Below are 21962 nucleotides of genomic sequence, written 5' to 3'. Positions count from 1 at the left end.
TTTTTATACTCTTTTTTTTGAAGAGCAATCTTTGGCTCACCACAGTTTAAGCAAGAAAATTAATCAATCAGCGAACCGATCTTGATGTCTTCTTTGATTTACTGAGATGTTATTGAATTCCCTAAGCTTCCAGTTTTCGAAAGCGCTTAATTTCAGTGCACTCCTCCGCACTACAAGTGCTCATCAATTCCAGAACTGCACCAGAATATTACAAGGTTGAGGGTGTAGTGTAATTGCTGTTCTGATTGCGAAGATCAATTCAATACGGCGCCGCCATTAAAAAAGCGGAGCCAGAACTCCGCTTTTCAATACTTCAGGATGCTGTCGCAATCGCATTGCCCTTTTGTTTGGGATCGGTATTGCCCAGTTCCGGATGGGCAATTGCATCGGCACATTGCTGTTTATCGCGTTCATAATCGGCCTGTTTCTGGCTTACTGCTGCGCTACTTTCTAACGTCGCACGCGCCCAGATTTCCAGGCTGGTGAGTGCTTTACGGCATAAAGCATATTTACCTTCGGTGACTGAATCGGTCATTTTGACGTTAATGCGCCATTCGGTGCTTAACTGGCGCGCCGGTTTGCGTACATTATCTTCAATTAAATTGCGCTGTTTGCGATAAACATAAGGTTCCACCTCATTCATCAGCTTCCAGGCCGCTTCTGCATACGCCGTTGCATCATTGGTCAGTTTCGGTGCAGGTTTAATTTCCGGCTTTTCACCGGACTGATCGCCCCCACAGGCCTGTAATAACAGGCTACTGCCCAGTACAGTTGCAACCACAAATTGACGTGTTTTGAACATCCACATATCTGGCTCGCTTCAACAAACATTTCGGCACTATGCTAGTGAATTCGGGTACAATACACAATCATCATTTGACTCCTTGTTCAACTCTCCTTCAGGTGTGTCGTGTCTGAACACAAAACGCTTTCCACACAGCCAGCCGGTTTTTGGCAAGGCGCTAAAGATAGCCAAGCCATTATTTTTACTTATCTCCCCGTTTCTTTTGCATTTGGCGTTTCGGCGACCCAATTCGGTTTTAGCGCCTGGGAAGCCCTGTTTTTATCCTGCACCATGTATGCCGGTGCCAGCCAGTTTCTGGTGGTGGCCCTGTTAGGCAGCGGCACCTCCATCTGGATGACCGCCCTGACTGTCATTGCACTGGATATTCGCCATCTGCTCTATGGCCCGGCCTTAACCAACCTGATTCAGGACCGGCTCAATTTAAAGAAAACCGCGATCTGGGCCTGGGGCCTGACCGATGAAGTCTTTGCTTCTGGCATGATCAAGCTGTCGCAGCGCCGGCAACAATGGTCGGAATCCTGGATGCTCGGCTTAAGTCTGTTTAGCTGGATGTCATGGGCGCTCGGTTCTTTACTGGGCGGTCTGTTTGCCGATCAGGTCAGTCAACTGCCGCAGTTTTTACAAGCCGCACTAGATTTCTTGTTACCAGCCCTGTTCCTGAGCTTCCTGCTGGCCGCCTTTGAGAAAAAACATACCTTTGTGGTCAGTGTGACTTTGGTGGTATCTGCCATCGCCTGCTATTTCATTGACCTGTCCGCTGCCATCTTTATTGGTATTTTATCGGGCATTTTTGCAGGTCTGTTCAAACACTATATCTTAAAACAACCGGATGATGCATACGCAGGAGGCTCACATGAATCTTGAAATTATTCTGGTCGGGATTGTGGTCGGCATCGCCAATTTTGCTTCACGCTTTGGACCGTTTTTTGTGATTCAGAAGTTTCAGCAGGACTCACAAAAACGGGGTGCCCTCTGGCTAAAGATTGCTTTGGGTTCAATTGGTATTGCCGCAATCAGTTCAATGCTGGTGGTCGCGACCTTGCCACCGTTACTGGAAACGCCCAATAAAAGTTTTGCCATGCTGGTCGGATTTATAGTGCTGGCCGGGCTGTATTTTAAATACAAGAAAATTGTACCGGCCACCTTGACTGCGGCCGTGACCTATGGCCTGATTTATACCTATATTCCATTTTCCTTCTAGGTTTTGACTTCAACACCAGACCCATTGACGCAGTGCTGCAGTTGTGCTGCGTTTTCAACACTGTATTTCCTCTTGCCCACTGCGTCTAAAAATTGTTGGACAAAATCACGATTTTCTCCGAATCGGCACTAACATCGCGGTGCAGTTCTGCTATGCTAAAAGCCCATAAAATCAAGCATGGATGAATTACATGAGCGTGACGATTGGTACTCCTCTTCAAGCTTCGGCATTTAAAGTATTGCTATTGGGTTCAGGAGAATTGGGGAAAGAGGTGGTGATTTCTTTACAGCGTTTAGGTGTAGAAGTGCATGCCGCCGACCGATATGATCATGCCCCTGCCATGCAAGTGGCGCATCATGCCCATACCATTAATATGGCCGATCCTAACGCACTGAAACAGCTGATTGCTCAGGTGCAACCGCATCTGATTGTGCCGGAAATTGAAGCCATTGCCACAGAAGTGCTGCTGGATATTGAAGCGCAAAACGTTGCTACCGTGATTCCATCAGCCAAAGCAGTCAATCTGACCATGAACCGCGAAGGCATCCGCCGTCTAGCTGCAGAAGAACTGGGACTGCCAACCTCTGCCTACCGTTTTGCCGACTCTCTGGAAAGCTTCCGCGCAGCCTGTGATGATATTGGCTATCCAAACTTTGTGAAGCCGGTGATGTCCTCCTCAGGCAAAGGCCAATCCCGGGTAAAAAGCTTTGATGAAGTCGATGCCGCTTGGGACTATGCGCAAACCGGTGGCCGTGTGAATCAGGGCACCGTGATTGTTGAATCGCAGATTGATTTTGATTTTGAAATTACCCTACTCACGGTACGCTCTAAACATCCAGAAACTGGTGAAATTGAAACCTCATTCTGCGACCCGATTGGCCATCGTCAGGATGCCGGTGATTATGTCGAAAGCTGGCAGCCACAACCAATGAGCAGCCAGGCCTTAGCAGAAGCCAAACGTATTGCCCACAAGGTTACCAGCGCACTTGGCGGCTGCGGTATTTTTGGGGTAGAACTGTTTGTCAAAGGCGATCAAGTGTGGTTTAGTGAAGTATCACCTCGTCCACACGATACCGGTTTAGTCACGTTGGCCTCACAATACCAGAGTGAATTCGAATTACATGCCCGTGCGATTCTCGGCTTGCCAGTGAACACGGCGCGTCATAGTGTGGCTGCCAGTGCAGTGATTTATGCCGGTGTGGATGACCAGAACCTGTCATTTTCTGGCTTGAATCTTGCTTTAGCTCACCCGGATACTGATTTACGTCTGTTTGGCAAACCGGAAGGCTTCAAGCGTCGCCGCATGGGTGTGGCCACCGCCCGCGCAGAAACCACTGAGCAGGCACGTGAGCTGGCTTACGCTACTGCACAAAACGTCAGTGTCAATCAAAACTAGTCGCACAACACGGAACGCTGTTCATGATCAACACCTTACCCTTGCTGAATTACGTAAAAAGTAACCATGACATTCAGGCCATTAATCAGTGGCGAAGTGATGTTGAACATCAGCTGGGGGAATGTTTTGAAAATGGACATTCGATCCGTGACATTATTCTGGCGCGCTCCAATTTTATTGATGAGGCGCTAAAATTCCTGTGGCAACATGCCGGACTGGACCAGACCGATTTAGGCCTGTTTGCGGTGGGCGGTTATGGCCGCCGCGAAATGTTGCCCTATTCCGATGTCGACATCATGATCCTGTCAGAAGATGAAATCTCGCCGGAACAGGAAAAGCTGATTTCAACCTTTATTTCATCGCTGTGGGATGTCGGTAATTTCAAACCCGGCATTAGCGTGCGTACCATTCAGGATTGCGTGATTCAGGCCACCAATGACCTGACTGTGGCCACCGCTTTAATTGAAGCACGACTGATTATTGGCAATGAACATCTGGCCAAATGGCCACGCCGGATTGTGTCGCAAACCTGGACCGATAAAACCTTTTTTGATGCCAAGATGGAAGAGCAAGCCAAACGCTATGCTCAGCACAACCATACCGAAAGCAATTTAGAGCCGGATATTAAAACTGCACCGGGTGGCATCCGCGATATTAACCAGATTGGCTGGATTGCCAAACGGCATTTCCGTGTCAACCGTATTTATGATCTGGTGCATCTGGGTTTTATTTCCGAGTTTGAGCTGGGCGTACTGGAAGAAGCCGAAAGTTTCCTCTGGGAAATTCGCCATTATTTGCACCTGCTGACCAAACGCGATGAAAACCGCCTGCTGTTTGATTATCAGCGTGATATTGCAGCCAAGTTCGGCTATGTCCGTGAAGAAGGCAAATCACCCAATTATCCGATTGAACAGTTCATGAAGCGTTATTACCGCACCGCGCAGCAGGTGTCGACGCTAAATGAAATGTTACTGGCCTATTTTAATGAATCGGTGATTACCCCGCGCCTGCCGCAATATGAACGCCAGATTGAAGAAATTAATGAAAACTTCAAACTGGTCGATGGCAAACTGGCGGTGCAGCATCACAAGATTTTTTCTGAAAAGCCCAGTGCGATTCTGGAAATTTTCTATCTGCTGGCCAATCGTCCTGAAATTACCGGGATTCGTGCCCGCACCTTACGCCTGCTGACCCTGGCTGCCAAACGGATTGACCGCGATTTTCGTGATAATCCAGTCCATCAGGCGCTGTTTATGGCGATTTTACGCTCGCCGTACCGTTTATATGACACCATGGTGGCAATGAAACGCTATGGTGTATTGGGCAACTATATTCCGGCTTTCGGGCAAATTACCGGCCTGATGCAATATGACCTGTTCCATATTTATACCGTCGATGCGCACACCCTGCTGCTGATTCGCAACCTGAACCGCTTTAAAGAACCGGAATTTGCCAAAGATTTTCCGGTGGTCAGCTCGGTGTTCCAGCGTCTGGCGCGTCGTGACATTGTCTATCTGGCCGCAATTTTCCATGACATTGCCAAAGGTCGTGGTGGCGATCATAGTGAACTTGGCGCCGCCGATGCGATTGCCTTCTGCCGCACGCATGGCTTTACCGAACGTGAATGCAATCTGGTGGCCTGGCTGGTGCAAAACCACCTGCTGATGTCGGTCACTGCACAGAAAAAAGATATTTCCGATCCGGATGTGGTCAAAGCTTTCGCCGAACTGATGGGCGATATGGAACATCTGGATTATCTGTATACCCTAACTGTGGCCGATATTAACGCCACCAATCCAACCTTATGGAACACCTGGCGCGCCTCGCTGATGCGCCAGCTATACACCCATGCCCGTGATGTGATCCGTTCCGGCCTGGGTCGTCCGGTGGATTATCAGATGCTGATTGAAGACACCAAATTTGCGGCCAGCGAATTACTGGTCGAGGATTTCTCGCTGGAAGAAGTGGAAAAAGTCTGGCAGGAACTGGGCGATGAATACTTCCTGAAAGAAACCGCCGATGAAATTGCCTGGCATACCCGCGCCATCTTGCAGCACAGTGACAATCCGGCACCTTTAGTACTGATGCGCGCTCATCGTAAATATGCCCAGGATGCCGTGCAGATCTTTATTTATACTCAGGATCAGCCAAACCTGTTTGCCACCACCGTGGCGATTTTAGACCGCATGAATCTGGATGTGCAGGACGCGCGGATTATTACCGCCACCAAAGCCTTTAGTTTAGATACTTATGTGGTACTGGATCGTTTTGGTACCCTGCTGACCGATGCCGAGCGTCAGGACACCGTGATTCAATCACTGGTCACTGCATTAAGCCAGTCAGACAAATATCCGGGGCTGATGCAGCGCCTGATTCCGCGCCAGCTGCGCCATTTTGATATTGAAAATACTGTCGACATCAGCCTGAATGCCGCACTCAACCAGAACATGGTGGAAATTGCGACACTTGACCAGCCGGGCTTACTTGCCAAAGTCGGCGGCTTGTTTATGATGCAGGGGCTGGATATTCATTCTGCTAAAATTGCCACCCTAGGCGAACGTGCCGAAGATATTTTCTTTGTCACCAAAAAAGATGGCGCGCCCATGAATGCAGAAGAAGCCAAAAGCTTTGCGGCCAAATTAAAGGCAGCACTTGATGAAGCCTCAAATCAGGTGTGCCAACATTAACATCAACCTATCGGTAACGATTACATGAACTCAAGTTTGTCTTTATTGCACCCTTATCCATTTGAAAAGTTAAACCGACTTTTTCAGGATATACAACCGGCCGATTTACCGCTGATTCCCCTCTCAATTGGAGAACCGAAGCACCCGGCACCGGAATTTGTAAAACAGGCCATTATTGACAACTTCCAGCATTTATCGACTTACCCGAACAGCAAGGGTCTGCCTGAATTACGCCACAGCATTGCCCAGTGGCTAAGTCGCCGTTTCAAGCTGAACAGCATCAGTGCAGATCACCATGTTTTACCGGTTTCAGGTACCCGTGAAGCGATCTTCTCTTTTGTACAGGCACTGGTGAAACGTGAAGATGCACCGTATGTGGTGATGCCAAACCCGTTTTACCAGATTTATGAAGGCGCAACCTTACTGGCCGGGGCCAAGCCGTATTTCATTAACTGTACCGAAGACAACCAGTATTTAGGTGACTTTGATGCCGTACCAGCCGAAGTCTGGGAAAAAACCGCGTTGCTATTTGTCTGTACGCCGGGCAACCCGACCGGTGCGGTACTGTCCAAAGACCAGTTTAAAAAGCTGATTGCACTGTCCGATCAATACGGTTTTGTAATTGCCTCAGATGAATGCTATTCAGAACTGTGGTTTGATGAAGCACCGACTGGCCTGCTCGAAGTTTGTGCCGAAATAGGCCGCGACGACTATAAAAACTGCGTGGTTTTCCATTCCCTGTCCAAGCGCTCCAATCTGCCGGGGATGCGTTCAGGCTTTGTTGCCGGCGATGCCGATTTACTGAAACCGTATTTGCAATACCGTACCTATCACGGTGCAGCCATGCCGGTACAGCATCAACTGGCCTCTATTGCGGCTTGGGATGATGAGCAGCACGTTGAAGACAACCGCGTGCAATACCGCGCCAAATTTGACTTGTTCCAAAGCGAGCTGGGGCAACTACTCCCTTTACAAAAACCGGATGCCGGTTTCTATTACTGGCTCAAAGTTGATAATGATGAAGCCTTTGCCAAAATGCTGATGGAAAAAGCGCATATTAAAGTGTTGCCGGGCCGGTATTTATCGCGTGAAACCGAGCAAGGTAATCCGGGTGAAAATCATGTCCGTTTAGCCTTGGTGGCCGATATCGCCCAGTGCGAACAGGTGATTCAACGCCTCAAAGCGATTTTGTAGGTGCTGATATTAAAAAATCCACTCTATTGAGTGGATTTTTCATTTTAGGCAGGACTAAACACTGTTTGCATGGATGAGGATCATCCCCAAAATTAAAGCTGATGCTGAAGTCGCTTGTCCTGTATTAACCTTGTAAAGCCTGTTCAATCTCCTGTTCCAATGCATCCGGCTTGGTGGTTGGTGCATAGCGATTCAGCACTTTGCCATCTTTACCAATTAAAAACTTGGTAAAGTTCCACTTGATGCCGTTGCCCAAAATGCCTTTGCTGTTATTGGTTAAATAACGGAAAATTGCGTGTGCTTCCGGGCCTTTGACATCGACCTTGGCAAACATAGGAAAGCTGACCCCATAATTTTTCTGGCAAAAGGCCCCGATCTGCTCATTGGAACCGGGGTCTTGGCCACCAAACTGGTTACAGGGAAAGCCGAGCACCTCAAAGCCTTGGGGCTTATATTTTTCATACAGCTTTTCCAGTCCGGCAAACTGCGGGGTAAAACCGCATTTGCTGGCGGTATTCACCACCAATAAAACCTTGCCTTCATAATCGGCAAATGATTTATTTTTCCCATCTAACAACTCAGCCTCAAACTGATAAATGTTGGTCATGGATAGGTTTCCTCATCACTTTTTTCTTGTGTTTTTAGTTCTAATGACGCCGAGTTGACGCAATAGCGCAAGCCGGTCGGTTGCGGTCCATCATCAAAAACATGGCCCAAATGTGCATCACAATGATGACAGACAATTTCGGTACGCACCATGCCATGCGACTGATCGTTATGTTCTTCCACGACCCCCGGGGCAATTGGACGGTAGAAACTTGGCCAGCCACTGCCGCTGTCGTATTTGGTGTCGGAAGAAAATAAGGCTTCTCCACAGCAACGGCACACATACACCCCATCCTGTTTGCTATTCCAGTATTTCCCTGTAAAGGCCGGTTCGGTTCCTTTTTGTCGTGTAATCCGAAACTCTTCTGGTGATAACTCTCTTTGCCATTCTCGGTCTGTTTTATTGAGTTTTCCCATCACTAACTCCTTTAAATCTTTGACATTCAATGTCATGCTTCAGTACTTCCATATTTACGCTAGAGCTTGCAAAATATCTAGCTAAATTTCAGTATAGATTGTGATAATTGCGTAATCTATTTTTTGCTAACAGAAACATATAATTGGATGGAATTATGTCCACAGGTAACACGACTCCTCGCGAAATTAAAAAATCCTCAAAACTCGAGCATGTATGCTACGACATTCGCGGACCTGTGTTACGAGCGGCCAATGAAATGGAAGAGGCCGGCCATAAAATTATTAAACTGAATATTGGTAACCCCGCCCCCTTCGGCTTTGAAGCCCCACAGGAAATTATTAACGATGTGGCGCTGAACCTGCCGAATGCAGTCGGTTATACCGACTCCAAAGGGATTTTCCCGGCACGTAAGGCTATTTGCCAGTATTATCAGCAAAAAGGCATTTTTGACCTGCACGTTAATGATGTCTATATCGGCAATGGCGTGTCTGAGCTAATCGTAATGGCCATGCAAGGCCTGCTGGATGATGGCGATGAAATGCTAATTCCAATGCCGGACTATCCACTATGGACGGCGGCGGTTAATCTGTCGGGTGGTACGGCCATTCACTATAAATGTGATGAAGAAAATCACTGGTATCCAGATCTGGCCGATATGGAAAGCAAAATCACACCCAATACCCGCGGTATTGTGATTATTAACCCGAACAACCCGACCGGTGCAGTTTATCCACGTCATGTGCTGGAACAGATTGTCGCGCTGGCAAAAAAATATGATCTGATTTTATTTGCCGACGAAATTTACGACAAAATCGTGTATGACGGCATTGAACATGTGTCGGTTGCAGCCCTGGCTGGTGATCAGCTGTGTATTTCATTCAACGGTTTATCTAAAGCCTACCGTATTGCCGGCTACCGTTCTGGCTGGATGGCCATTACTGGCGACCGTTCACGCGCAGCCGACTATATTGAAGGTCTGGACATGCTGGCCTCTATGCGTCTGTGTGCCAACCATCAGGCGCAATATGCGATTCAGACCGCGCTTGGTGGCTATCAGTCAATTAATGACCTGATCCGTCCGGGTGGCCGTCTGTATGAACAGCGCAATATTGCCTGGGAAATGCTGAACGAAATTCCGGGTGTGTCTTGCGTCAAGCCAGAAGGTGCAATGTACTGCTTCCCGAAACTGGACCCAAATGTCTACGCCATTGAAGATGATGAAAAACTGATGCTGGATTTCCTGAAAGCCGAGAAAGTGCTACTGGTTCAAGGCACCGGCTTTAACTGGCCAACCCCAGATCATTTCCGTGTGGTGTTCCTGCCAGCTGAAAATGAATTACGTGAAGCGCTTAGCCGTTTAGGCCGCTTCCTGGCGAAAATCCGCTAAGCTGAAATACAATAAAAAAAGCCGTGACCAATTCACGGCTTTTTTATGCAAACGGGAAAGATTAAAGCGATTTCAGCGGATTGCCGTATTGCTGTAAATAGGCCTGCCCCAGCGCTTCCGAACCTTTAAAACTGAGATGATCATCATCCTGATTTCGATACAGCGGCGTCCCCTCGACACTTAAATCACATTGCTTCGCATCACACAGCACCTTGGTCGGCTCGACCACAATCAGTTGTGGATACTGCTGCTGCAATTCATTCATCCACTGATAAATTGGTGCATTGCTCTGCTGGAATTCATCTGCCGACACCGCGCATTCACGCTCAATCCCCAGCCATTCACGGCGTAATGAACAATTGGCCTGATCCGGATCAATCACCGGAACATCCATCAGCATCACTACATACTCGCTGCTGGCCAGTGCACTATCCACCGCAGCCTGTAAACCGGCAAAATAACTGTCTAAATGATTCGCGGCCTGACTGCCCTCTTCTGCGCTCGGATGCAGATCATGCCCGGCATCCAGATACTGGCTAAAGGCAGCTGACATCACCACAAACTGATAATGATGCTGTTTTAAATGCGCCTCAATTGCGTCATTGCGGGCTTGAAAGGCAGCCACTTCATGCTCACCACGGCCACGCTGGACACCCGGTAAATAAATAGTGGTGTCCTGAGTGCTGTCATAACCGCGCAGTCCAGCATCTTTGGCCCAGACATCCAGCAGTCCGGTATAGCTGTTGGCATGTGAATCACCAATCAGCATAAAATCAATCTGCGGTTTTTCCACACCCAGCACACAGTCTTGCGGATTGGCCAGCGTTCCAGGATTGGGAAAGCTGTGACATTTCTGCCGGATGCCATGCGCAAACGAATTTAAGGCTGCCATCTGGTTTTGCACTTGCGGACTTAGCCGCTCCGGAAAACCCTGATGCTGACTGACCAGCTGCGCCACGCCAATAAAACAGAGTGCCGGCGCCACAAAACCGCTCAGAATGACCTTGTAATTGGCAGCCATCACAAAACCTTTGCTCGGCTGTTCAATATAACGATAAGTCAGATAGGCCAGCGCGATACTAAGCAGCACCATAGCCAGCTGATAACCGGCATTAACCGGCAGCATATAGATACTGAACAGTACAATTACCGGCCAGTGCCATAAATATAAAGGATAGGAAATTTTGCCCATCCAGAGGCTAAAACGGTTGGTCAGTACCACATTCTGCGACTGCACGCTCTGGCCGATATAAATAATCAAGGCCGTTGCCAGACATGGAATCAGCGCCATTGCGCCCGGAAATGGTGTGGCATGATCCAACCACATTGCCGTGCCTAACAACAGCGCCAGACAACTCCAGACCAGCGTTTGCGCCAGCCATTTTGACCATTTTATTTGTGGCAAAAAGCAGATCAGCGCACCCAAGAGCAGCTCAAAGGCGCGGACCGGCATACTGTAATAGGCTTTCTCGGCATTCACGCTCAACTGCTGCTGCGCATACAGCAACGACATGAGAATAAAAGATCCGACCATCAGCAGACCCCATTGCCGGTTACTTCTTTTCATAAAGCACAGCAGAATCAGCGGCCAGAAAATATAGAACTGCTCTTCAACGCCCAACGACCATAAATGCAGCAGCGGCACTTCATTGACACTCTGACTGAAGTAATCACCGACTTCACGCTGCATATAAATATTGGCCATCAGAAACGTGGCATAAAAGACACTGTCGAAATAACGACTCAGCTCATCGGGCAGCATCACCTGCCAGGCCACCAGACTCACCACACTCAGTACAGTAAAATAGGCCGGTGCCAAACGCACCACCCGCTTTTTATAAAAGCGACCGATTGAGAAAGTCTGGTTCTGGATTTCTTTGCTTAAAATTAAGGTAATTAAATAGCCCGAAATCACAAAGAAAATATCGACGCCAATATAACCACCGGGGAAAATAGACAGGCCAATATGATTAAAAATCACCAACAGGACGGCAATCGCTCTTAAACCGTCAATATCGGCGCGATAGGCAAAACTCATGAACGTGCAGGGGAAAATTGAAACGTGGCTTATTGTAGACCTTTTCAGTCAAAGATCAATTTTGGATACACAGCGACGACAACATCGCTTTCAGGCTATACTGGGCATCATATTATGTGGGGGTGAGGGATGAGCAACTATAAAGTGCATCTGCTGGATATTGAGAACCAGTTACAGAATTATATTTGGCTGCTGGAACATACCACATCCAGAGATGTGATTGTGGTCGACCCCACCGAAGCCGAACCGGTGGAACAGTATTGCCGTGAGCATGGTTTAAATTTAAGCCAGATCTGGCTGACCCACTGGCATAAAGACCATATTGGGGGCGTGCCGGAACTACTGCAATCCCGCAATATTCCGGTCTATGGCCCGCGCGAAGAGCTGAGTAAAATCCCGTTTATCACCCACCCTTTGCAACATGAAGCCCATTTTAAATTTCATGATCTGCAGGTGGATGTACTGGCGGTTCCCGGCCATACCCTGGGGCATATTGTGTATTTTATTGATGCCATCGACACCCTGTTTTGCGGTGATACCCTGTTTGCGATGGGCTGCGGCCGAGTTTTTGAAGGCACCTTTGAGCAGATGTATCACTCTTTAAACCGTCTGGCGGCATTACCGGCACGTACCAAAGTGTACTGCACCCACGAATATACCCTGTCCAATGCCAAATTTGCCCTGCATGTTGAACCGGATAATCTGGCGCTACAACAGCGTTATCAGCAGGTGGAAGATTTACGCCTGCTAAATCAGCCGACCTTGCCAAGTACAATTGAACTGGAACTGCAGACCAATCCTTTTTTACGGGTGGACAGCGTCGAAGAATTCCAAAAATTACGTGAAATGAAAGATAATTTTTAAAGCGGTTTAACCGGTTTATAACAGCTGGTGACTGGCCGCATACGCATCCAGCTCGGTCTGTGTCACCACACGTACCGCATTCATTTCATCAATGCGTACCAGCAGTAAGCCGCCCAACGCTGGTTGATAACGACGCGCACTGCCAAATGGAGTGTAGGCCACCTGCGATTGTTCGGTAAAGACCAGCCAGTCTTCATGGCCTAGCATTACCGCCACCGGGGTTTGGCCCTGTTGCTGCATCTGTTGAATGGTCTGCTGTACGTCAGCTTCAATGGTATTTGGCGTCATCTTACTCACTCCTGTGGCTGTACTTTATGATACCCGATCTCCAGGCCTGCTATGGCTTAAAATAAAGCCATCAATCACTCAGCGTATGCAAATTATAGCCGGCAGATCGCTACAACTTTTTATCTCGCGCCGGGCCGAAGTTGTAAGAAATACTTAAAGATGTGTTGTCATCAATATTTAACAAATTATTTCAAGCCGGCTTAAATAGCCCATAGATAGTGTTGAAAATTTAGAATAAAAATACATCAAATATATCAATCAATTAATTTAAAATTTGCTTAAAATTCTGCCGCTTTATTCATCTATACACGTTTTTCAGGCGCTCAAATTCTGGATTTTTTGCTGCAAAAATGATCAATCTCAATATTTTTTGACACATTCTTGAATTTTGCCCTTTAAAAAATCTTGATATAACCATATCTATACTTTATTGAAGATAAGGGAGTACACTCGTGAAAAAAGTGGTAAAAGCTAAAAATTTAATTGCCTTTCGTATTTGGTTAGAAAAACTGGGATATTCAGTCAAAAATTTAGCCGATGGCCGTGGTTTTACCTTTAGTTTTAAAAAAGAATATGGTCTGGTCACTGGTGAACTGGCCGGCAATGCACTAGCCGTACAACTCGGTGAAGAATTTGAGGACCACTTAAAAGCCTGAATTCGTTTACGCACTCTTTGATCGAGAAAAATAAAGTGTTCTCATAACTTGAGCCCGTTGAACCGTCTGTTCTGCGGGCTTTTCTTTGGGCGAGATAAAGGCCTGACAAAATAACAGGCAATAAAAAAGCAGGACATCTGCCCTGCTTTTTCAGAATTTGGTGGGGATGAAGAGACTCGAACTCTTACACCTTGCGGCGCTGCGACCTGAACACAGTGCGTCTACCAATTCCGCCACATCCCCATATAAAGATGCCAATTTTTTGAAGAAATACTCAAGCTGGCCGGTTCAACAAAAGAAGCGAGGAGTTTAACCTTGCTGATTTTGAGTGGTGGGGGCGGAGAGACTCGAACTCTCACGCCTCGCAGCGCTGGAACCTAAATCCAGTGCGTCTACCAATTTCGCCACGCCCCCATACCGGGTACCAACTTAATGCTGGATTTCTCAAAATTCTGGCAGAGGATCAAGGATTCGAACCTTGACGAACGGTTTTGGAGACCGTCATGCTACCATTACACCAATCCTCTGTTACCTAAAATCAAGCTCACTTGATATTTAAGTGGTGGGGGCGGAGAGACTCGAACTCTCACGCCTCGCAGCGCTGGAACCTAAATCCAGTGCGTCTACCAATTTCGCCACGCCCCCGATGGCTGTGTATATTATAGAGATCACTTCCCGATGACAAGCCCTTTTTATGAAAAAGCCACTTGTTTGTTTAAATAAAAAACAAAAGCCTCTTTTTTGGTTTTTTCTTAAGCATTTTCAGTGCTTAACATTGTTTTTAAGGCCAAAAAACTGACTTCTCTCTGGCTTTTTTGCTTGTTGAGCATCGCCTCAAGCAGGTCCTGAAAGCCCAAATACGCTGCGGGTAACTTAATTTTAAGCTGCTGACAATGCAAATAGGCCCAATCCTGATAGCTTTTGGCCTGTAAACGGCGCTGAGTCAGCCATTCATAGACAATAATCCCCAATGCATAGAGATCACTGGCCAATGTTTTGGCTTCACCATGAAATAATTCAGGTGCCATATAGCGTGGTGTGGCTGTCATATTGGACATTAGCGGATCATCTATGGCCTGCAACTGTTCAAAATCAATCAGTTTGACCTGCCCTGCCCATTCACGCCAATGTTCGGCTTTTAAATCTGCATGTAGATAGCCCAACCGTGTTAGCTGTTCCAGGCTATCCAGTACCTGCAGCAAGCGTGTTTGAATCTGGCTTGGGCTAAATTGTGAGGGTGCTAAAGTAAAAAACGCCGGCGCATCTGGCACAATCAGATAATCCTGAAAAGTCTCCTGCTGAATGCACAGCATTTCGGTATTTTGACTACAATAGAATGGCAGTAAAAAATCCGGTGCATCTGCCTGCTGAAACTGGCGATAAAAATTCAGCTCTCGGCAAAAACCTGCGCTCAGTTGCGGATGCGCATCCCTCTGCTGGGCTTTCAACCAGTATACAGATTGCCCTTGTTGAAACTGAAACAGACGCCGCCCCATCTTGAAGCTTTGCGGCTTGGTTTTTAACTCAAAACAATAGTGTTCAAGTTCAGCCGGACTAAACGGCAATAAATTCGGATTTGGCGTGTTCAACGGGGTTCTGCTGATATTCTAAAAGTTCCAGACAATGCTGAATGGTTTTACCCACGCGGGCATGGGTTTCAATCATGGAGATTTTTGGCCAGGTGGCGCGTTCACCTTCGCGTTGTAACAATCGAAACAGGTGTGGACGTGGGTTTTGTAACATATAGCTATAATGACGCCAGCCATATTTGCCAACAATATTCACATCACCATAATAACGCTGATCAACAATGCCATGACCATGATCGAGCAGACGGCGTACTGCCGGCACACCACCGACACGTTCACGGGTAAAGTCCATAATCCCCTTACTAATCACTTTACCTTGGCGGCGTACAATACGCTCCGGCCAGCTCAGCATATCTTTACGGAAACGCTCGGTATCGGTTTGCATAAACGGCACCACATGCGGATTGACCTGACTGGCAATGGTGTAATTGACGTTATACAAACGCGCCATTTTTTCCTGCGGGAAATCACTACGCACACTGCCATCGACCCAGCGGGTTCTGCCCATGTAGGGCGTATGTTCCCCATCCTGCCGTTTACTGGTCAAACGCACCGGTGGAAACAGCACCGGTACCGCACAGGAGGCCAAAGCCGCACTCCAGACCAGCAAATCTGGCGAGGTATAACTGTTCATGATGCGTGCTTCTTGTGAGGCATCATACGGCGCAACTGCAATATTGATATGCAGCCCGGACATCTTAAAGGCTTCTTCAAAGGTGACATCGCCGAGGTTGGTGAGCAGGAATTTTTTTAGATAGCGCACATCGGCAATACCACCATTGCCCTTTAAAATGTCTTCCCAGCGGCGAAAATGAAAAGCTTCGGTAAAGAACGATTCACCATTTAAAATGTGCATCATCTCCGACGGTTTGGAAATACCAAGCATAGCGGTCATAATCGCCCCGGCACTGGAGCCAGACAGCACTTGCGGCATCAGGTCACGCTCTAGCAGCGCCTTGCACACGCCGGTGTGGAACAGGCCCAAGGTTGCCCCGCCTGAAAACATAATCGCCGGCTGGCCATAGGCCACCTGACAGTTTTTAAAAAAATCGATCTTTTCCTGAGTACTGAGTAAATGGCATTCTTTGGATGCAATAAAGGCCAGACTGTTGCTGACTTCTTCAATATAATCTTCAATAATTTTTTTAGTGCCGACATAGGTCGCGGTAAACAGCATTGGATGGGCAATATTGGCCACATCATAGGTCAGGCCTTCACGCAGAATATACATCAGATCGCTAGTTCGCTCTGCCAGGCGATAACGGCGTAATAAGTTCAGACGATGGGCAATAATTTCAGCATCAAAATACGGCGAGGTGTTGTCATACTTCCATTCCTGCGCCCCCGATTCTTCATCTATTTTTAGTGCCAGATTTTTCCATTCTTCGTAACTCTCGGCATGTTCTATTTTTCGTTTTAATTTTTTGATCCGATAGGCCTGATGAGGATTAATGTCCTGGCTAAACTCTTTAAACAACATAGCTTCCCTCTGCGCTTCGCTGAATAGGCGCTGATCTGTCGATGTCTCCTAACTATGCAGAAATTTCAGACATTCTTCAATTGCATAATTCATGTTTTCATTGCTAAATCATTTCGCCTTGGTATACAGTCGTTTGTGCACCCGATAATCTTTTGACCTAGACCGAAAAGCTGAATAATCATGGCGCATATTGATTTACCCGATAATATTCTCACCTCGCTTGCAACCGTTTTACAGCAGCTCCAGCAACATTTGCCTGAACTCAAGCAAGCCACCGATTTTTCTGCATCGGCCTTTAAATGGCAGGATCAACAGTTAAAAGCCATTTACCAGCCACGAAAAATCTATCTGGAAGATTTAAAAGGCATTGAAAAACAAAAAGAAAAAGTAATTCAAAATACCTTGCAGTTTTTAAAAGGCTTACCGGCCAATGATGTACTGCTTACCGGTTCACGTGGTACCGGAAAATCTTCCATTGTGCGTGCCCTGCTAACCGAGTATGAAGCACAAGGGTTACGGTTAATTGAAATTGAACGTGATGATTTATCGGATTTGCCTGAAATTCAGAAGCTGATTGCAGATCGGCCGGAAAAATTTATTGTCTATTGTGATGATCTGGCCTTTAACGCCGAAGATGAAAATTATCGTTCTTTAAAAAGCGTGCTAGATGGTTCATTACAGTCCGGTTCAAGTAATTTTGTGATTTATGCCACCAGTAACCGCCGGCATTTATTACCTGAGTTTATGCATGAAAATACACCGGTAACACGGGTAGATGTGCCGCAATATACCGAGCTGCATCCACAGGAAGCGATTGAGGAAAAAATTTCGCTGTCTGATCGTTTCGGGATGTGGCTGTCGTTTTATCCAATGGATCAGAATCTGTATTTAGAAATTGTCGAGCATTATCTGCAAAAGGCGGAGATGGAACTCACCGCTGAAGCACGTGCCGAAGCTTTACGCTGGTGTCAGGCACGCGGTCAACGCTCAGGCCGTGCCGCTTATCAATTCTCGAAACACTGGATTGGGGCAACTCAGTTGAATAATCTGGAACAATAGAAAATTCAAAAGATCAGGCTCAACGTAAATATCGCTTTGGGCCTTCTTAGATTCGCATTTGAAGTGCAACACCATGTTGTTGTTATAATACCTGACTCGGACTTTTAAAGCCGAGTCTTTTATCTTGTGTATCATGCAATTTTTACTCTGAATCTACTAAATCAAACCATCTAAATCAGCAAATGCATCGCGGTCCCATAGATATGTAGAACCTTGAGATTTTTACCTTCATTGCTAACATCTTCAGCAGTAATGCATTTTGCTCTCATATGTACATCAAACTGACAGACTGGGTTCTGATCATAAACATTGAGTAAAATCTATGGATATTGCATTGGGTGAATATCTTTTAATGCCTCTTTAAACAAGACTCGACCAATCCTACGCTTTTATGCAGCTTTCAATACATATAACGCTATAATTTTGGCAATGCCTTTTGCTTCACTTAGCGAAACATCAATAAAGCCCTGAATATGCCCTGCTCCTTCTGTAACCAATAGAATATGGTTATTGAGCTTGAGCACCTGCAATCATAAAGCAAGCCGTGTATCTAGCTTATATTCCGCCAAAATAGGTAGATAGAGCATCTGCTGACAGGTTTCTTGCCCGCTCTGCACATGCGCTTGTGCAATAACTGCCACATCTTCAATTGTCGCAGGACGAATCATTCTTGATCCCTTTATCATTCATTTTATTTTTAAATTCTCCAATACTTCTTTTAAAAACACTATCTTATTAATCAAAACCTTGAAACTAAACATGATACATAGATTTGCCATTCCTCATAAAATGAGTTGACAGATAAAAGCTGAATATTGTGCTACTGGATATAACTTAGTGAATATCACAGCTAAATTGTGTTGGTCGCACTTCAACTTGTTCAGCATCACAGTGAACATTTACTATTACGTCATCACCAATACCAATACATGCATTACTTAAGACCCATAAATTATTTGTATAAAATTGCCAATTTCCTTCACCACGACAACGATACTGTACCTGCTTCAAACGGCAATCCGAATACACGTGATCTGGTCGTGTTGCACGTCCAACTACACCCACCAAATGCACACGTGGACGCCCTGAACTCCCACAACGAAGTGCACCTACACTGGTTCCATTACGTACTGCATTACGATATTGTAATAACTCAATTTTCTTTCTTGCTTCTTGCTCTTCTTTCTCGACTTGAGCCAGTTTACGTTTAAGCTCCTTTTCTTTTTCACTTAAACTTAACTGTTCTTTTTTAATTTCTGATTTTTTTTGATCATTATTTTTAATTACTGAATCAGTATTCTCACCTCTTGCCTTACGCGCTGCGTCTGCAAGATCCACCATTTTTTGAGCTTCTGCTGTCCGGTGTTTACCCAACAAATCGACCTGTTTTTGAATTTCTTTTTGTTTTACCGAGTTTTGATAAGTTTCACCATAGGTTCGCCCCCACTCTCCAGAAGGAGGTCCAATCATTACATATTCTGCAGAAAGACCTGTGGTGGTAAAGAACGATATATAAATTAAATATTTCTTCATTTGAAAATCAAAAAATCAAGCTTTTAAGTTGTATTTATATATTACCTAATACTGCTAAAAAAAGAAAAATACTAATCTTTAAAGTAGAGGAGTTTTATTTTAAAATAAAACGATTTATTTATTTGGCTTTTTATACATGAATTACCTAAAGTCTCTGACTATTATGTCCAGCTGTTTTTTATTTACAACACCACTTATAGCAGCAGAGCAAACTGTAGCAAATGCACAAAAATTTTTAACGATTATATTACCAGACAAAGGTATCCAATCTGGAGATTTAAAAAAATATTTTTCAGATATGGCTGATGAGCATGATGGATCAGCACGACTCGAAGGCTATAGTAAAATTACCAACGTAACTACTATTGATCGTTGTATTAGCAAAATAAATTATGATAATAATAGCTTATCTTTGAGAGTTTATCATGGTGGTTCAATGGTTGAACCGGTAGTATCCCTAAGACCTGACTTACGACTAGGGAGTACCGAAAATGGAATTGATTGGGGAAAGGTTTTAGAAGTTAAACAATCTAAAGAACTTGTTTCTATACGCTTAAAAAATAATGAACCATACACTATTTTTTCATTAGGAAGTGAAGATATAGCGACACGTGTAAACTATGCCATGACATTTCTTAAGCAAAAATGTGATCCAGCGAATGGAACAGGTTTTTAAGTTTAAAAGGCACTATGTTAAACATAGTGCCTTTTTTACTTATAACACACCTGGTGCACTGAAATTATATGAGCGTCGTGTAGGAGCAGGTGCTTGATAAATCGGAGGTGCAGTATATACAACTGGCTTAGGCTTATCATAGTTTATTTTACAAACCCAATAGGTTTGTTGAATATTTGAACATATACAACCTGAAGTAGTCGAACCACGTTGAATTTTCTCATCAGCTTGATTACATGCTTTACTTCTGTCTGCACCCACCCCTTTTGATGTATAATTGTATGCTTGGGTTTCAAAGCTAACAATAGCAGACAAACCAAGACCTAAAATAAAAAAATATTTAGATATATTCATTTAAACTACTCTAATCTTTGCTTAAAAGCGAAGATAACCAATAAAAACACTCACTCTCCCTATTTTAATTTTATTCTATTTATTTAAAACCATAAATGATCAAAAATAAGACAAATAAAAAATATTTTTTATTTGTACACTTTTATAAAAAATTAAATTTATTCTTAATTCCGCCTATCATAGAGCGGGATTCCTATATGATTAAACCATTTTACGGTATCTGTAAGAAAACACTTACTATGGCAGAGTCAAAATAATTTATTATTTGTTGAAAATTTCTACTCAATAAAACCAAGACAATAAAAAAGAGGCTTTCCGCCCCTTTCCTATCTATCTTTAAACCGCTTCAGGATTTTTTAACTCCGTCATCGGCCAACGCGGTGTGGTGGTTACCGCTAAACCATCATGTTGTCCTGCTTTTAAACGCTGGTAACCGGCAAAAGCAATCATGGCACCATTATCGGTACATAAAGCCGGTTCTGCATAGTAAACCGATGCACGGATCTTGGCTAAATCAGCCTCTAAACGTTCACGTAAACGTTTATTGGCACTGACTCCACCAGCAATCACCAGACGTTTTAGACCCGTCTGTTTTAATGCTTTCACTGATTTTTTTACTAGCGTATCGACAATGGCTTCCTGGAAACTGGCTGCAATATCGGCATCACGGTTTTCATCACCGAGTTTCTTCATTTGTACCGAAACGGCAGTTTTTAAACCACTAAAGGAAAAGGTTAAATCCTGATGCAACATCGGACGCGGGAAAGCAAAGGCATTCGGATCACCCTGCTCGGCCAGTTTGGCAATATTCGGTCCACCCGGATACGGCAAGCCCATCATCTTGGCCACTTTATCAAAAGCTTCACCGGCCGCATCGTCAATTGACTCACCCAGCAGTTCATACTGACCAATGCCATACGCGGCCATCAGCTGTGAATGCCCCCCTGAAACCAGAAGTGCAACAAATGGAAATTCAGGCGGCGTTGCAGACAATAACGGTGCCAGCATATGCCCTTCCATATGATGCACGCCAATCGCAGGTTTATTTAAGGCAAATGCCAAGGTACGGCCAAACAGCGCCCCGGTCATCAAGGCGCCCATCAGGCCCGGACCGCGGGTATAGGCCACGGCATCAATATCCGATTTTTTCACACCGCTTTGCTCAAGCAGTTCGTTCATTAATGGAATCAGTTTACGCACATGGTCCCGTGAGGCCAGTTCCGGCACCACGCCGCCATATTCGGCATGCAGTTTGATCTGGCTATACAGCACCTGTCCGCGTAAACCCAACTCACTGTCGTACAGCGCGAGTCCTGTTTCATCACACGATGTTTCTAAGCCTAAAACGATCATTAAACTGCCTATAACCTGTATCAAATTTATTGCGGGAACTATTATAGACTTGTGATATGAGATGTAAATGAGTAAAATACTGACCTTCACTTGTGATCGAGGGCAATTCGGCCCCAGATCTTATCCATAACTTAATGAGGATTCTTCATGCCACAAGTTAAATTGAAAGAAGGCGAACCAGTAGACGTAGCTATCCGTCGTTTCAAACGTTCTTGCGAAAAAGCAGGTGTTTTAGCTGACGTACGTAAGCGTGAATTCTACGAAAAACCAACTCAAGAACGTAAGCGCAAAAAAGCTGCTGCTGTTAAACGCTACCAAAAGAAATTGGCGCGTGAATCAGTACGTACTACTCGCCTTTACTAAGATTAATTTGTGATT

General features: G+C 45.5%; 23 protein-coding genes and 4 tRNA genes. 11 read left to right on the top strand and 16 right to left on the bottom strand.

Annotated elements, in window-relative coordinates; translation table 11 throughout:
- Positions 1–313: 313 nt before the first annotated feature.
- Entirely contained in the window at positions 314–808 is a 495-nt protein-coding gene (locus VF685_RS03145) for a hypothetical protein (protein WP_152342336.1), read from the bottom strand.
- 102 nt (positions 809–910) lie between these two features.
- Here VF685_RS03145 and VF685_RS03140 point away from each other — a divergent pair, with 102 nt between their 5' ends.
- The 5 genes from VF685_RS03140 to dapC all read left to right on the top strand — a co-directional run bounded on the left by VF685_RS03140 (position 911) and on the right by dapC (position 7283).
- Positions 911–1669, top strand: a complete 759-nt coding sequence (locus VF685_RS03140; protein ID WP_286384685.1) for an AzlC family ABC transporter permease — start codon at positions 911–913, stop codon at positions 1667–1669.
- Entirely contained in the window at positions 1659–2006 is a 348-nt protein-coding gene (gene ygaH, locus VF685_RS03135) for an L-valine transporter subunit YgaH (RefSeq protein ID WP_104472645.1), read from the top strand. The genes VF685_RS03140 and ygaH overlap by 11 nt, the downstream gene beginning before the upstream one ends.
- A 190-nt stretch (positions 2007–2196) precedes the next feature.
- Positions 2197–3402, top strand: coding sequence for a formate-dependent phosphoribosylglycinamide formyltransferase (gene purT / locus VF685_RS03130; RefSeq protein ID WP_104472646.1), 1206 nt, complete (start codon positions 2197–2199; stop codon positions 3400–3402).
- A 23-nt stretch (positions 3403–3425) separates the two neighbouring features.
- The gene (gene glnD, locus VF685_RS03125; RefSeq protein ID WP_005177196.1) at positions 3426–6089 is read left to right on the top strand and encodes a [protein-PII] uridylyltransferase; all 2664 of its coding nucleotides are present in this window, start codon (positions 3426–3428) and stop codon (positions 6087–6089) included.
- 24 nt (positions 6090–6113) lie between these two features.
- Positions 6114–7283, top strand: a complete 1170-nt coding sequence (dapC, locus tag VF685_RS03120; RefSeq protein ID WP_104511227.1) for a succinyldiaminopimelate transaminase — start codon at positions 6114–6116, stop codon at positions 7281–7283.
- A gap of 124 nt (positions 7284–7407) precedes the next feature.
- Here dapC and VF685_RS03115 read toward each other — a convergent pair whose 3' ends face one another.
- Positions 7408–7890, bottom strand: a complete 483-nt coding sequence (locus VF685_RS03115; protein WP_127799182.1) for a glutathione peroxidase — start codon at positions 7888–7890, stop codon at positions 7408–7410.
- The gene (gene msrB, locus VF685_RS03110; protein WP_005177175.1) at positions 7887–8306 is read right to left on the bottom strand and encodes a peptide-methionine (R)-S-oxide reductase MsrB; all 420 of its coding nucleotides are present in this window, start codon (positions 8304–8306) and stop codon (positions 7887–7889) included. The genes VF685_RS03115 and msrB overlap by 4 nt, the downstream gene beginning before the upstream one ends.
- A gap of 155 nt (positions 8307–8461) precedes the next feature.
- Between msrB and VF685_RS03105 the strand changes: the two genes are divergently transcribed.
- Positions 8462–9694 (top strand): pyridoxal phosphate-dependent aminotransferase, encoded by a 1233-nt coding sequence (locus VF685_RS03105; RefSeq protein ID WP_005177173.1) that lies wholly within the window; start codon positions 8462–8464, stop codon positions 9692–9694.
- 61 nt (positions 9695–9755) lie between these two features.
- Here VF685_RS03105 and VF685_RS03100 read toward each other — a convergent pair whose 3' ends face one another.
- Positions 9756–11732 (bottom strand): acyltransferase family protein, encoded by a 1977-nt coding sequence (locus VF685_RS03100; RefSeq protein WP_286384686.1) that lies wholly within the window; start codon positions 11730–11732, stop codon positions 9756–9758.
- Positions 11733–11861: 129 nt separating this feature from the next.
- On the opposite strand from VF685_RS03100, the gene gloB reads away from it, so the two are divergent.
- The gene (gene gloB, locus VF685_RS03095) at positions 11862–12596 is read left to right on the top strand and encodes a hydroxyacylglutathione hydrolase (RefSeq protein ID WP_286384687.1); all 735 of its coding nucleotides are present in this window, start codon (positions 11862–11864) and stop codon (positions 12594–12596) included.
- Between the two features lie 15 nt (positions 12597–12611).
- Here gloB and VF685_RS03090 read toward each other — a convergent pair whose 3' ends face one another.
- Positions 12612–12884 (bottom strand): hypothetical protein, encoded by a 273-nt coding sequence (locus VF685_RS03090; RefSeq protein WP_005177167.1) that lies wholly within the window; start codon positions 12882–12884, stop codon positions 12612–12614.
- A gap of 452 nt (positions 12885–13336) precedes the next feature.
- On the opposite strand from VF685_RS03090, the gene VF685_RS03085 reads away from it, so the two are divergent.
- A complete protein-coding gene (locus VF685_RS03085; protein WP_005177162.1) occupies positions 13337–13540 on the top strand; it encodes a hypothetical protein in 204 nt (67 codons plus the stop codon).
- 158 nt (positions 13541–13698) lie between these two features.
- Here the strand turns inward: VF685_RS03085 and VF685_RS03080 are convergent.
- The 6 genes from VF685_RS03080 to VF685_RS03055 all read right to left on the bottom strand — a co-directional run bounded on the left by VF685_RS03080 (position 13699) and on the right by VF685_RS03055 (position 16609).
- Positions 13699–13783, bottom strand: a tRNA-Leu gene (locus VF685_RS03080).
- Positions 13784–13869: 86 nt separating this feature from the next.
- A tRNA-Leu gene (locus tag VF685_RS03075) sits at positions 13870–13954 on the bottom strand.
- A 39-nt stretch (positions 13955–13993) separates the two neighbouring features.
- Positions 13994–14067, bottom strand: a tRNA-Trp gene (locus VF685_RS03070).
- 33 nt (positions 14068–14100) lie between these two features.
- Positions 14101–14185: transfer RNA gene (locus VF685_RS03065), tRNA-Leu, on the bottom strand.
- A 107-nt stretch (positions 14186–14292) separates the two neighbouring features.
- Positions 14293–15129 (bottom strand): protein kinase domain-containing protein, encoded by an 837-nt coding sequence (locus VF685_RS03060; RefSeq protein WP_440203544.1) that lies wholly within the window; start codon positions 15127–15129, stop codon positions 14293–14295.
- Positions 15095–16609: a DUF3336 domain-containing protein gene (locus VF685_RS03055; RefSeq protein WP_286384689.1), complete on the bottom strand. Its 1515-nt coding sequence runs from the start codon at positions 16607–16609 to the stop codon at positions 15095–15097. The genes VF685_RS03060 and VF685_RS03055 overlap by 35 nt, the downstream gene beginning before the upstream one ends.
- Positions 16610–16789: 180 nt before the next feature.
- Here VF685_RS03055 and VF685_RS03050 point away from each other — a divergent pair, with 180 nt between their 5' ends.
- Complete coding sequence (locus VF685_RS03050) at positions 16790–17668, top strand: ATP-binding protein (RefSeq protein WP_168405100.1); 879 nt, start codon at positions 16790–16792, stop codon at positions 17666–17668.
- Positions 17669–18057: 389 nt separating this feature from the next.
- Here the strand turns inward: VF685_RS03050 and VF685_RS03045 are convergent, their stop codons facing one another.
- The 3 genes from VF685_RS03045 to VF685_RS03035 all read right to left on the bottom strand — a co-directional run bounded on the left by VF685_RS03045 (position 18058) and on the right by VF685_RS03035 (position 19201).
- A complete protein-coding gene (locus tag VF685_RS03045) occupies positions 18058–18192 on the bottom strand; it encodes a hypothetical protein (RefSeq protein WP_257222781.1) in 135 nt (44 codons plus the stop codon).
- Positions 18193–18198: 6 nt separating this feature from the next.
- A complete protein-coding gene (locus tag VF685_RS03040; RefSeq protein WP_157797501.1) occupies positions 18199–18336 on the bottom strand; it encodes a hypothetical protein in 138 nt (45 codons plus the stop codon).
- A 166-nt stretch (positions 18337–18502) separates the two neighbouring features.
- Complete coding sequence (locus VF685_RS03035) at positions 18503–19201, bottom strand: hypothetical protein (RefSeq protein ID WP_141667070.1); 699 nt, start codon at positions 19199–19201, stop codon at positions 18503–18505.
- 136 nt (positions 19202–19337) lie between these two features.
- Between VF685_RS03035 and VF685_RS03030 the strand changes: the two genes are divergently transcribed.
- A complete protein-coding gene (locus VF685_RS03030) occupies positions 19338–19877 on the top strand; it encodes a hypothetical protein (protein ID WP_074382963.1) in 540 nt (179 codons plus the stop codon).
- Between the two features lie 39 nt (positions 19878–19916).
- On the opposite strand, the gene VF685_RS03025 is transcribed toward VF685_RS03030, so the two are convergent.
- A complete protein-coding gene (locus VF685_RS03025; protein ID WP_141667071.1) occupies positions 19917–20231 on the bottom strand; it encodes a hypothetical protein in 315 nt (104 codons plus the stop codon).
- 336 nt (positions 20232–20567) lie between these two features.
- Positions 20568–21584 carry a tRNA (adenosine(37)-N6)-threonylcarbamoyltransferase complex transferase subunit TsaD gene (gene tsaD, locus VF685_RS03020; RefSeq protein ID WP_286384690.1) on the bottom strand — a complete coding sequence of 339 codons (1017 nt, stop codon included), beginning with the start codon at positions 21582–21584 and terminating at the stop codon, positions 20568–20570.
- Between the two features lie 147 nt (positions 21585–21731).
- Between tsaD and rpsU the strand changes: the two genes are divergently transcribed.
- Positions 21732–21947, top strand: coding sequence for a 30S ribosomal protein S21 (gene rpsU, locus VF685_RS03015; RefSeq protein ID WP_001136722.1), 216 nt, complete (start codon positions 21732–21734; stop codon positions 21945–21947).
- The last annotated feature ends 15 nt before the right edge of the window (positions 21948–21962 follow it).

The sequence above is a fragment of the Acinetobacter sp. Brlt_5 genome (assembly GCF_051949055.1).
Taxonomy (GTDB): Bacteria; Pseudomonadota; Gammaproteobacteria; order Pseudomonadales; family Moraxellaceae; genus Acinetobacter; species Acinetobacter indicus.
The sequence above is the reverse complement of the archived record's forward strand: the minus strand, read 5'-3'. Positions and strand labels throughout refer to the sequence as shown.

Bases quoted from the DNA above. Each gene is read 5' to 3' on its own strand.
- VF685_RS03145 (WP_152342336.1), bottom strand. From the start codon at position 808: ATGTGGATGTTCAAAACACGTCAATTTGTGGTTGCAACTGTACTGGGC.
- ygaH (WP_104472645.1), top strand. From the start codon at position 1,659: ATGAATCTTGAAATTATTCTGGTCGGGATTGTGGTCGGCATCGCCAAT.
- purT (WP_104472646.1), top strand. From the start codon at position 2,197: ATGAGCGTGACGATTGGTACTCCTCTTCAAGCTTCGGCATTTAAAGTA.
- glnD (WP_005177196.1), top strand. From the start codon at position 3,426: ATGATCAACACCTTACCCTTGCTGAATTACGTAAAAAGTAACCATGAC.
- dapC (WP_104511227.1), top strand. From the start codon at position 6,114: ATGAACTCAAGTTTGTCTTTATTGCACCCTTATCCATTTGAAAAGTTA.
- VF685_RS03115 (WP_127799182.1), bottom strand. From the start codon at position 7,890: ATGACCAACATTTATCAGTTTGAGGCTGAGTTGTTAGATGGGAAAAAT.
- msrB (WP_005177175.1), bottom strand. From the start codon at position 8,306: ATGGGAAAACTCAATAAAACAGACCGAGAATGGCAAAGAGAGTTATCA.
- VF685_RS03105 (WP_005177173.1), top strand. From the start codon at position 8,462: ATGTCCACAGGTAACACGACTCCTCGCGAAATTAAAAAATCCTCAAAA.
- VF685_RS03100 (WP_286384686.1), bottom strand. From the start codon at position 11,732: ATGAGTTTTGCCTATCGCGCCGATATTGACGGTTTAAGAGCGATTGCC.
- gloB (WP_286384687.1), top strand. From the start codon at position 11,862: ATGAGCAACTATAAAGTGCATCTGCTGGATATTGAGAACCAGTTACAG.
- VF685_RS03090 (WP_005177167.1), bottom strand. From the start codon at position 12,884: ATGACGCCAAATACCATTGAAGCTGACGTACAGCAGACCATTCAACAG.
- VF685_RS03055 (WP_286384689.1), bottom strand. From the start codon at position 16,609: ATGTTGTTTAAAGAGTTTAGCCAGGACATTAATCCTCATCAGGCCTAT.
- VF685_RS03050 (WP_168405100.1), top strand. From the start codon at position 16,790: ATGGCGCATATTGATTTACCCGATAATATTCTCACCTCGCTTGCAACC.
- VF685_RS03040 (WP_157797501.1), bottom strand. From the start codon at position 18,336: ATGATTCGTCCTGCGACAATTGAAGATGTGGCAGTTATTGCACAAGCG.
- VF685_RS03035 (WP_141667070.1), bottom strand. From the start codon at position 19,201: ATGAAGAAATATTTAATTTATATATCGTTCTTTACCACCACAGGTCTT.
- VF685_RS03030 (WP_074382963.1), top strand. From the start codon at position 19,338: ATGAATTACCTAAAGTCTCTGACTATTATGTCCAGCTGTTTTTTATTT.
- VF685_RS03025 (WP_141667071.1), bottom strand. From the start codon at position 20,231: ATGAATATATCTAAATATTTTTTTATTTTAGGTCTTGGTTTGTCTGCT.
- tsaD (WP_286384690.1), bottom strand. From the start codon at position 21,584: ATGATCGTTTTAGGCTTAGAAACATCGTGTGATGAAACAGGACTCGCG.
- rpsU (WP_001136722.1), top strand. From the start codon at position 21,732: ATGCCACAAGTTAAATTGAAAGAAGGCGAACCAGTAGACGTAGCTATC.